We start from the raw sequence: 9,628 nt of genomic DNA, 5'->3' as shown, positions 1-9,628 counted from the left end.
CCCGAAACCGGCACCGACAGTCAGCTGGCCCAGGACCAGTCGGGTGAGGAGACCACCCCGCCGCCCCCGCCCGAGCTGACGCTGCACCTGGGCACCGAAAGCCATCCGCGCCCGGATTGGGCCCCTGAATCGCTGGTGCGCGAATGGAACCGGCACAACGACAACGCCGTCTACCAAGTCGCGTTGTTCGGCGACGCGATCGGGTTGCCGCGCGACAAGGCCGATCGGTTACCGATCGTCACCACCGGCGGCGCGTACGTAGGCGCCGCAGTCGGTGCCGACATCGGTGCCGTTGTCGGCGGCATCAGCGGATGCTTCGGGGGGATGCTGATCGGCGGCATCGCAGGCGGCATCGCAGGCGGCGTCCCCACCGGCGGAGTCGGTGCTCCGCTGGGCGCGACCATCGGCGGCATCGGTGGATGCATGGCCGGGGCAGCGATCATCGGTGTGCCCGCCCAGATCGTCGGTGGCGTCATCGGCGGCGCAGCCGGTGCCGCAGTCGCCACTGCGTTCGGCGCAGGTGACAGCAGCAATCCGCCACCGGACGCGGCTCCGGCACCGGACCCGGCTCCCGAACCCCCGCCAGCCCAGGCGAAGCCGATCCCGGAGGAGCTGCCCGCGCCACAGGAGCCGCCTGCCGCGACACCCGTGGACGCGCTGGTGTCGACCGTGGTCGGAGCCGCCCAGCAGTGGCTGGGGAGCTTGGTGCCTGCGCCGCCACCAAACCAGGTGTGACCATGGCCGGGAACCTGCCTCTGGGCGCATTCGAGGTCGCTGCCCCACCCGGCTCGGCACATGCCCAGCAGAAGGCGTGGCCACCGCGAAGCGAGCTCGCACCAGCACCGCCGGTGCTGGTCGCCGGCGTGTGCGGCGGCGCGGGAGTCACCACTACGGTGCTGGGGCTGGCTTCCCGGTTGGCGTGCGCCTCGCCCGCGCTCCACACGGTGGCGGTCGACGCGGTCGCCGGAGACTTGGTCAGTCGCGGCGCGGATGCGCGTCTGCTGCCCGCCACTGTGCAAGCGTGGCTGGCCGACAGCGATTCACCCGCCGCACTGCGACTTGTCGAAACCGTTTCGCTGGCGAGCTCCGGCGCCGGTCTGCTGCGTTGTGAACCTGGCCCACTGCCTCGACGAGCAACCTTGAGCACTCTCTGCGATCGCCTCATCGCCGAGCGCGCGGTGCCGGTCGTCGACGGCGGTGGGTCAGTGTCCGCCATGTCGTTGCGGCCACTGTTGGCTCGCCCGGATCTACGGATCGTGGTGGTGATCCCCGCGCGACCCGACGCTGCCACACGCACGCAGGTGGCGCTTCAATGGCTCGATGCCCACCTCGGCGGAGATCTGATCGCCGAGGCCACGCTGGTGGTGTCCCATCAGATGCCTCGCACCGTCGCGATAGCCCACCAGCTGCGCAGCCAATACACCGGCTGGGTCGCCCGGGTGCTCGAAGTTCCGTTCGACCCGCACCTGGCCAAGGGCACCGCGATCACCGACGCCGCGCTGTCTGCGTACACCCGCGCCGCGTATACCGAGATCGCGCAGCAGCTTTGGCCTGAGCATCCACTCGGGATGCGCAGCGTCGCGGAGGTCGGCGATGCCCGATGACGATTGGTTCGGCGACGACACCCCCGGACAGGCGGCAGCCTCACGGCAGAAATCTCCGGTGGCGCTCACGGTCGTGCCCGACGACCCCGCGACCGCCGATCACGACTGGTTCACCGGAGCGCCCGCACCGATCACTCCCGCCGCGGCCGCTTCCGAACCGTCTCCATCACCACGCAACCGAGGCGGTCGGAACATGAGCTGGGCTGTTGTCGGTATCACCGTCCTGCTGCTACTGGGCGTGGCCGGGGTCAGCGCCGCCCTGCTGATGTCATCTGACGACAACGCCACCACAACCGCCACAGCACCCATCACGACCGCAACCAGTGGTTCTGCGGCCACCGCCAGTAGTGCCACGGACGTCGCGTGGTGCGCCAAGCTCGGCAGCGGACAACCAGTCACCACGACATCAACGGAGCCCGGGTGGCGCGCCATCGCCGCCTTCGAGCGCGCCTACTACATCGAACGCAACGCCGCCACCGCCCGCAGCTTCGTCAGCCCAGACGCACGGGTCGGATCAGTCGAAGACCTCGCGGCCGGCATCAACACCGTGCCACCAGGCACCGTCCACTGCGTGCTGGCGCAGAACATCGGCCACGGAATCCACGCAGTCGAACTCTTCGCACGCCGCCCCGACGGCACCCTCGACCACTACCGGCAAACGATCACCACCGTCGACGCCGCCCAATCCCCGACAGGGGCCCTGATCACCGGCGTCGTAGCGCGAGACGGGACCTGACGCGATGAAACTGACCCTCGTCCTCACCGGCCTCACCGCAACCTCCCTCCTGCTCACCGGTACGCCCGCCGCCAGCGCGGCCCCGACGCGCCAACCGGCTGACTGCATGCCGCTGCATGTGCTGGTCGCCAACGGCACCACCGAATCGAGCTCCGACGCCAATCCCGACGTCGACACCGGGTTCGGCGCCCAGATCGTGCTCGCCGCGGGCGCGGCGCTCAACGAGACCAAGCCGGTGCTCAGCCGCGCGTACGTGCCCTACGCAGCGAGCTTCGGTGGCAAGCCGTTCGATCGCTCCAAGGACACCTACGACCAGTCGGTCACCGGCGGCGTCGCCGCCACCCGCACCATGCTCACCGACCAGGCGGCGCGCTGCCCGAACCAACGGATGATGTTGATCGGGCACAGTCAAGGCGCCCAGGTCATGTCACAAATCGCCCGTGAGATCGGCGCGGGCACAGGCCCTATCGCCGGCGATCGCCTTGCAGGGGTCGCTTTGTTCGGCGACCCCACCCGCCCCCAGGGCGCACCAGTCTTCGCCTCTGCCCAGCAGAGTGCACCGCAGCCGGTGCCCGGTGCCCGCTCCAAGCAGGTATCGCAGGTGCGGCTGGGTGCCGCCGCCCCGCCCCCAGGTGGCGGGATAGCACCGAATCCCACCCGCACCACCTTCGGATCGGTGGCAGGCCGGGTCGGAAACTTCTGCGTTGCCGGCGATCTCAGCTGTGACACCCCACCCGACGCCGCGCTCGCTCATGTCGTAGCCAACGTCGCCGGGCAGTCCAAACTCGACCCCTCCGACCCCATCGGCATCCTCACCAGTGTCGGAACGGCCGTGGGGCAGTCGTTGCTCTACACCGGCGCGGCGTTCGTCAACGACCACATCTCCTACAGCAACGGCCGAATCCAGGTCCGCCCCACCGGGCCGAGCGTGCTGGACCGGCTCGTGGAGTCCACCAATCCACACTCTCGGCCCGAGGACGCCCTCAACCAGGCGATCAAAGCCGTCACCAAAATCGCCGGGATGGGCATCGGCGCCGCCATCACCATCGCCAAGGACCTGCTCAACCCCGCCACCATCGTCCAGATCGTCGCAGCCGGTGTCGCGAATCCGGCAGCCGCACTGGGGATCTTGGGTACCAAGCTCGCCGACGCGGCACTGAAACTGATTCCTCCGGTCACGATCGACAACGCCGTCAAGCTCATCTTCAACGAGATCGAGCAAGGGATCGTCGATAACGCGGGCTTGGTGCAGATCGCCATGGACACCCGCTACTGGAACACCGCACAGCAACACACCAGCGGCTATGCGAACACTCCCGTCGGCGCCCAAGGGCAGAGCGCCGTCCGCTACGTCATCGACTGGATCATCGCCGCCGCCGCGGACATCGCCGACACCCCCGCCCCCACTCGCAGTACACGCCCCACCGGACCAGGTCCCTTGCTGGCCCCACCCAGCCAACCGGTCGTGTCGGCCTCGAGCATCCTCAGCGGCGCCACCAGGCCGGGGAAGTGACCCCGTCAAAGGAAGCGATCATGGCCACGGCAGCACTGAGCACACGCAACGCGGACGACACACGCCGCGCTGCACCAGTCGGATTGAAGGTTCCCGACCAACACGAACTGGCACCGGTCTGGGATCACGCACTCTCCGCTGCGACACCGCACCCCGCGTTCTGGCTGGTGGGTGCGCACGGGGGAGCGGGAGCCAGCACCCTGGCCCGCACCTGGGCACCGGCCGGCGATGCTCGGCGCGGCTGGCCAGCCGCAGACCGCTACAGCAACGTCGTCGTCGTCGCCCGCACCCACCGCGTCGGCCTGCACGCCGCGCACGTGGCCCTGCGTCAAGCCGCCGCAGGCCTCATCGGCGAGTGCACCCTGCTGGGGCTGGTAGTCGTCGCCGACCACGACGGTGCCTTGCCGAAGACATTGCGCCGACAACTCGACCTGGTCGAAGAACTCGCCCCGGCCGCCTGGCGGGTGCCTTTCATTCCGGTCTATCGGCTGCTGCATCACGACCAAATGCCCCAATGGTCACCCCGAGACGCACCCGCCGAACCACCAAAGCGCCTCGGCGGAAAACCGGACCCGGCCGAGGTCGTCCATCCCGAATTGGCGTCGATCGGTTCAGCGATCTTCGCCGCCGCCCGAGCCGCAGTCACCCGCGGCTGAAGAAAGGAACCACCTATGTTCACCATGACCGCTCTGGGCCTCCATGACGCCGTGACATCGTCGCTGGCCCAAGACTTCACCACCCGCATCGAAGCACCACCCGGGGAGGAGAAATACCTCCAAATCCTGCGATGGTTCATCTGGGCAGCGGTCATCGCCACCCTCGGTGGGTTCATCGTCGCAGCCGCAATGCTGGCGTACCAACGGTGGTCCGGCGGCGGCGGCGACGCGCAAGCCAAACTGGTCGGCGCGATGCTCGGCGCCGCGCTGATCTCGATGGCCGGCACGATCATCAACACGCTGGTGTTCTGATGCCCGCTCTCGCAGCGGGCCCGCCGACGGAACCGGAGTTGGTACCCCGACAGGTCGCCGAACCACTGGCGCAGATCTTCACATGGTTCCTGTGGTTCGGCGCGCTGCTGTCACTGGCCGGGTTCATCTCCACGGTGATGATCCTGGTATGGCAGCGCCGCTCCAGCGCCTCAACTCAACTGCTGGAAGAAGCCACCCTCATCCGAATCCTCATCGCCGCTGCAGCTCTCGGCTCGGCAGCCACCGCCGCGAACAGGCTGCTGGAGTGACACGCATGCGAGCAAATCATCACCGCCCTGCCTGGCTGTTGCGTCTCGGGCCGCTGATCTCCGCTACCTGCGGTGTTGTGGCTGCGACCAGCGTTGCCAGTTGCAGCGCCCAGTCGGAAGAACACCCCAGCGGCACGGCACCGAGCACCACGGTGGTCAACACCACCGCCGCGCCATCACAACTGCGATGGGACACCTACCGCGGTGTGCGATTGCCGCGATCGCGTATCGACGGGCCAACCCACAGCGGAGTCGTTGACACCGGATACAAGCAGACACCGCAAGGCGCTGCGCTCGCCGCGATCCGCGGGCAGGCATATCTCGCGCTGGCCGACGACGACGAGTGGGGCAAGGTGGTGTCCATCGTCACCGCCCCGGGACCAGGCCGCGACGCCTTCGCGGCCCAGCGGGCACCGTTGACTGTCTCCGGCGTCGTGCCAGCTGACCAGGCGCCCCGCTTCGTCGCGTTCAAGATCGACCATTACAGCAGCAGTGAACCCATCACCGCGGCCGCGCGCGTGGTCACCGAAACCGGCTCACCGTCGCGAACATTCGCCTATCCCGTCGCGTTGCAGTGGCTGGCAGACGACTGGCGCATCGTGCTGCCCACCGCCGAGGAAACGATCGACGCCGTCGAACTGACCAGCCTCGACGGATACACCCGCCTGGAGAGTTGATGCGCGCTCGTCCAGCTCTGCTCCTCGCCTGCAGTATCGCCCTCGTCGTCGCTGTAGTCACCGTCCTGGTCATCGGACGCCACGACAGCAGCACAGACACCAGCCCTGCACCGATCACAGTCGAGGCCGCACCGACATCGGCGGATCCGCCGACAGGCAGCGGATTCGCCGACCCGACCAGCGACCGGTATGGACGCAAGGTCGCGATCCCGAACAATCCCGCCGGCCAACCGCTGCCACAACGCGAACCCGCCCCAGGTCGCATCGAGTGCGGCCCCGGCGGAGCGGTCACCTCCCCCGAGCAGGTGATGATCCAACACTCCTACGGAATGCCGGTCCTCGTCTCACCAACCGATGGACCGACCCGCCTGGAGCGAACTGTGCTCACCGGCTACCGGCACAGTCCCCAGGGCGCGGTATTGGCAGGGTGGAACTGGATCTCGCGCAGCTACGTAGGCGGCGCACCCGCCCGTGACACGTTCACAGCCCTGACGATGCTGTCCGCCGACGACCGCGACCGCATCGCCCAGGCACCGCTGGCCATGCCGAGCAACGCCGAGAAGTTCCGTGCTGCGGTCGTCGCCCCGGACGCCTTCCGGGTCCTGTCGTGTGACGCGGAGTTCGTCGCCGCCGAATGGGCACTGCGCCTCGAGGTCGACGACAGCGGCACACCGACCACAACACCGCGCTGGATCGGGATGCGCCTGAATCTTCTGTGGCGCGAGGGGACCTGGAAGGTCCAACCCAGCAAGGAAACATCGCTGGGCTCCGGCCATCGCTACAACTCGCTCGAGGGATGGACCCGATGGACCCTGTGAAAAGACTGACCGGACTACTGGCCGCCGTGCTGGCGCTGCTGGCCATCTCGACAGGAGCCGCAGCCGCCCAGAACCGCCCGGACGTGCCACCACCATCAACCGGACCAACCTTCTCCCAAAGCGAAGCCGAAGGCGGCTACGACTTCGACGGCACGCTCGAAGACTGCAAAGAATCCATGTCGATCGACACCAACGTCGACATATTCGACGACATCGTCAATTCCAAGACCGCGGAACTGTGTTTCGGAGTTGCAGGGGTCGGCACGGTCACCGAAGGAGCCACCACCGCCGCTGGATGGGTCATCGAAAAGTCGGCATTCTGGTCCGACCCTATCGGCAAATTCACCAAGGCGGTGATGGAAGGAAGTACAAGCGCCTTCGGTCTGGTCATGACCTTCTGGATGTCGGTGCCGATCCCATCGCTGACCGACTCCACCGCGATCACCGGCATCCGCAACCTCACCTGGGAAATACAAATCGTCGCGCTGGCGTTCGGAATCGGCACCGCAGCGATCCGCGTGGCGATCGCGCGCCGCCACGCTGTCGCCGAAGGCGCCGACGAAACAGCACGGATGCTGTTCCGAACCCTGTTCTCGATCTGGACGCTGCCCGCGCTGGTCATCCTCCTGCACCGGGTCGGAGACAGTTTCTCCATCTGGGTGATCCAGCAAGCCGCCGACGGAGATCCGACGCAGAAGGTCACCGCCATCGCCTGGATCGACGACAAAACAGGTCTCGGCCCAGTCGTGTCCCTCGTCCTGGCCGGCGTCGCACTGTTCGGGTCGGTGGCCCAGTTGATAGCCCTGCTGATCCGGGAAGCCGTCCTCGCCATCGCCGTCGCGGTTTCACCGATCGCCGCCGCCGCATCCGCCACCGGCACTGGCCGCCAGACCTGGTCGTCGCTGATCGGATACACCGTCAGCGCACTACTGTTCAAACCGGTCGCATCCCTCCTCTACGCCTTCGCGTTCTGGGCCGCCAGCAGCAACACCGCCACCGACGCCGTAGTCGGCGCGGTCTTGCTCGCGATCGCAGGCGTATCCATGCCCGCGCTGGTGCGCGTCATCACCCCGGCCGCCGCGTCGATCTCGGCTGGCGGCGGCCAGCTCTCGGCGGTCGCGGCGGGATACGGCGCTGGAGCGGGCTCCCGGACGCCGAGCAGTGGCAGTGGCAGTGGCGGCTCCACCCCTGCCACCGGAGCAGGACTCGGATCGGGATCCTCCACAGCGAGCAGCGGCTCCACCAGCGCAGGCAGCCCACCCGCTTCCGGCGCGGTGCAGTCATCGGCAGGCCGCTCTGGCGGTGGTGCGGGCAGTTCGGCGTCCCGCAGCAGTGCGAGCAACGCTGGAGGTGCCGCCGCCGCGCGCGCCGGCGCACGAGGCGTAGCCGCCGGATTAGGCTCGGTCGCAGGGGGAGTCGGCGCGGTGGCCGGCAGCGCCGCGGCCGCCGTGCGGATGGTCGGACGGCCAGCGGCAAGGCTGAGTTCGTTCGCTGAAGGCGCGATCGGCAACTATCACGGGCAGGTGCCCCGATGACGATGCTCAACAGTGCCGAGAAGATCGTCGAACGACCCCTCTACTCATCCGGAACATATCCGCAACGCACCGGCTTCTTCGGTCTTCCGCTGCGGGTGTCGATGTTCGGTGGGCTGGCCATGGTGGTCTGCCTGATCACAATGATGACCGCTGGTCTGGTACCCGCGGTGGTGATGTTGTCCATCTGCGCGCTGGTCCTGACACCCATGGTGATCACCGTCGGCCGCCGCACTGTCTACGAGGCGATTCAATTGCGTATCCAATGGTGGCGTCGACGCGCGAGCGGCACAACGGTCTACCGCGGTGGACCACACTCCCGGCTCCCCGGCGGCCGCTACCGGCTGCCCGGCATCCTCGCCACCACCACCCTGCACCAGGGCATCGACCGGTTGGGAAACCCGTTCGGGATGGTGCACCGCCGCCGCGGTGACCAATACACGGTCGTGCTCGAGTGCTGGCCCGGCGGTGACGAAGCGCTCACCCAACAGGAGCGTGACCTGATGACCGCCGACTGGGGTGCCTATCTCGCGGGGCTCGGTCTGCCCGGCGACATCGCTGCCGCCGTCGTCGTCGTGGAAACCATCCCGGCGACAGGCCTTCGGCTGCGGCGCGAGGTCGGGCAAATGATCACCAACTCCCGCTCGGAGATCGCCTCCCAGGTCATGGTCGAATCCGCTCTGACCTTCCCGGCGGGCAAGCAGCAACAGCTGGCGCGGCTGTCGATCACCTTCCAGGCCACCACCCGCGAGCGGCGCACCGACCCCGAAGAGATGGCGACCGAGCTGGCGCGCCGCCTACCCAGTCTGTACGAAGACCTGCTCAACGCTGGCGTCGAAGCGACGCCGATGCCCGCGGCGCAAATCGTGGAGTTCGTCCACCGCTCCTACAACCCCTCCTCGGAAGCCGATTTCGAGGAGCTCGACATCCTCGGCGAAAACCACGGATTGGATTGGGAGGACGCCGGACCAGCGGCCGCCGCCGCCCGCTGGGACCACTACCGTCACGACGCGGTCACCTCCGTGGTGTGGGAAATGCAATCCCCACCCGAGTCGGTATTCCCCGACACCGTACTCAAACCCCTTCTGGCGCCCCACGACGCACTTGAGCGCAAGCGGGTGACGATCTTCTACCGCCCCTACACCGCAGGTGACGCCACCCGCAAAGTCGACAAAGAGTACAAGGACGCACTCGTGTCGCTCTCACAAGGTAAGGGAGTGAAGTCCGCGGCATCCGAGCTGCGAGTACAGGCGACCGAGCAGCAGCGCGTCGAACAAGTCCGCGGCGCCGGACTACTGCGCTACAGCGTCCTCATCACCGTCACCTGCCAAGACGACATCCCCACCGCCGCAGCGATCACCGAATCGCTCTCCGCCAGAGCCCGATTGAAGCTGCGCCGCACCTACGGGCAAATGGACGCCGCCTACGCCGCGTCACTGGGTGTGGGTGTCCTGCTGCCGGATCACTCGTCCATGACTCGGGTCGCGGGCACTGCGTAGAAGGGCAGCAAC

General features: G+C 67.7%; 10 protein-coding genes and 1 pseudogene. All 11 read left to right on the top strand.

Annotation, left to right across the window (positions count from 1 at the left end; all coding sequences use genetic code 11):
* Window positions 1-735: pseudogene (locus ON27_RS40600) on the top strand (hypothetical protein); the annotation flags it as partial.
* Window positions 736-737: 2 nt separating this feature from the next.
* A complete protein-coding gene (locus ON27_RS37175; protein WP_051047462.1) occupies window positions 738-1,604 on the top strand; it encodes a MinD/ParA family ATP-binding protein in 867 nt (288 codons plus the stop codon).
* Entirely contained in the window at window positions 1,594-2,340 is a 747-nt protein-coding gene (locus tag ON27_RS40595) for a DUF8176 domain-containing protein (protein ID WP_051047461.1), read from the top strand. Before ON27_RS37175 ends, ON27_RS40595 begins: the two co-directional genes overlap by 11 nt.
* Before the next feature lie 4 nt (window positions 2,341-2,344).
* On the top strand, window positions 2,345-3,853 hold the full coding sequence (locus tag ON27_RS37165; RefSeq protein WP_051047460.1) for a cutinase family protein: 1,509 nt from the start codon (window positions 2,345-2,347) through the stop codon (window positions 3,851-3,853).
* 20 nt (window positions 3,854-3,873) lie between these two features.
* Window positions 3,874-4,509, top strand: coding sequence for a DUF6668 family protein (locus ON27_RS37160; protein WP_051047465.1), 636 nt, complete (start codon window positions 3,874-3,876; stop codon window positions 4,507-4,509).
* A gap of 15 nt (window positions 4,510-4,524) precedes the next feature.
* Entirely contained in the window at window positions 4,525-4,821 is a 297-nt protein-coding gene (locus tag ON27_RS37155) for a hypothetical protein (RefSeq protein WP_043738451.1), read from the top strand.
* Window positions 4,821-5,090 (top strand): hypothetical protein, encoded by a 270-nt coding sequence (locus tag ON27_RS37150; protein WP_043738448.1) that lies wholly within the window; start codon window positions 4,821-4,823, stop codon window positions 5,088-5,090. The genes ON27_RS37155 and ON27_RS37150 overlap by 1 nt, the downstream gene beginning before the upstream one ends.
* 5 nt (window positions 5,091-5,095) lie before the next feature.
* A complete protein-coding gene (locus ON27_RS37145; RefSeq protein ID WP_157227881.1) occupies window positions 5,096-5,767 on the top strand; it encodes a DUF8175 domain-containg protein in 672 nt (223 codons plus the stop codon).
* Window positions 5,767-6,585: a DUF8175 domain-containg protein gene (locus ON27_RS37140; protein WP_043738445.1), complete on the top strand. Its 819-nt coding sequence runs from the start codon at window positions 5,767-5,769 to the stop codon at window positions 6,583-6,585. The genes ON27_RS37145 and ON27_RS37140 overlap by 1 nt, the downstream gene beginning before the upstream one ends.
* On the top strand, window positions 6,573-8,120 hold the full coding sequence (locus ON27_RS37135; protein WP_157227880.1) for a hypothetical protein: 1,548 nt from the start codon (window positions 6,573-6,575) through the stop codon (window positions 8,118-8,120). The genes ON27_RS37140 and ON27_RS37135 overlap by 13 nt, the downstream gene beginning before the upstream one ends.
* On the top strand, window positions 8,117-9,616 hold the full coding sequence (locus ON27_RS37130; RefSeq protein ID WP_245560542.1) for an SCO6880 family protein: 1,500 nt from the start codon (window positions 8,117-8,119) through the stop codon (window positions 9,614-9,616). The genes ON27_RS37135 and ON27_RS37130 overlap by 4 nt, the downstream gene beginning before the upstream one ends.
* Window positions 9,617-9,628: the final 12 nt, after the last annotated feature.

It is taken from the genome of Nocardia asiatica NBRC 100129, assembly GCF_000308415.1.
Taxonomy (GTDB): domain Bacteria; phylum Actinomycetota; class Actinomycetes; order Mycobacteriales; family Mycobacteriaceae; genus Nocardia; species Nocardia asiatica.
Note: the sequence above shows the minus strand (reverse complement) of the source record. Positions and strands in the feature narration are given on the sequence as shown.

Bases quoted from the DNA above. Each gene is read 5' to 3' on its own strand.
- ON27_RS37145 (WP_157227881.1), top strand. From the start codon at position 5,096: ATGCGAGCAAATCATCACCGCCCTGCCTGGCTGTTGCGTCTCGGGCCG.
- ON27_RS37155 (WP_043738451.1), top strand. From the start codon at position 4,525: ATGTTCACCATGACCGCTCTGGGCCTCCATGACGCCGTGACATCGTCG.
- ON27_RS37150 (WP_043738448.1), top strand. From the start codon at position 4,821: ATGCCCGCTCTCGCAGCGGGCCCGCCGACGGAACCGGAGTTGGTACCC.
- ON27_RS37140 (WP_043738445.1), top strand. From the start codon at position 5,767: ATGCGCGCTCGTCCAGCTCTGCTCCTCGCCTGCAGTATCGCCCTCGTC.
- ON27_RS37130 (WP_245560542.1), top strand. From the start codon at position 8,117: ATGACGATGCTCAACAGTGCCGAGAAGATCGTCGAACGACCCCTCTAC.
- ON27_RS37165 (WP_051047460.1), top strand. From the start codon at position 2,345: ATGAAACTGACCCTCGTCCTCACCGGCCTCACCGCAACCTCCCTCCTG.
- ON27_RS37135 (WP_157227880.1), top strand. From the start codon at position 6,573: ATGGACCCTGTGAAAAGACTGACCGGACTACTGGCCGCCGTGCTGGCG.
- ON27_RS37175 (WP_051047462.1), top strand. From the start codon at position 738: ATGGCCGGGAACCTGCCTCTGGGCGCATTCGAGGTCGCTGCCCCACCC.
- ON27_RS37160 (WP_051047465.1), top strand. From the start codon at position 3,874: ATGGCCACGGCAGCACTGAGCACACGCAACGCGGACGACACACGCCGC.
- ON27_RS40595 (WP_051047461.1), top strand. From the start codon at position 1,594: ATGCCCGATGACGATTGGTTCGGCGACGACACCCCCGGACAGGCGGCA.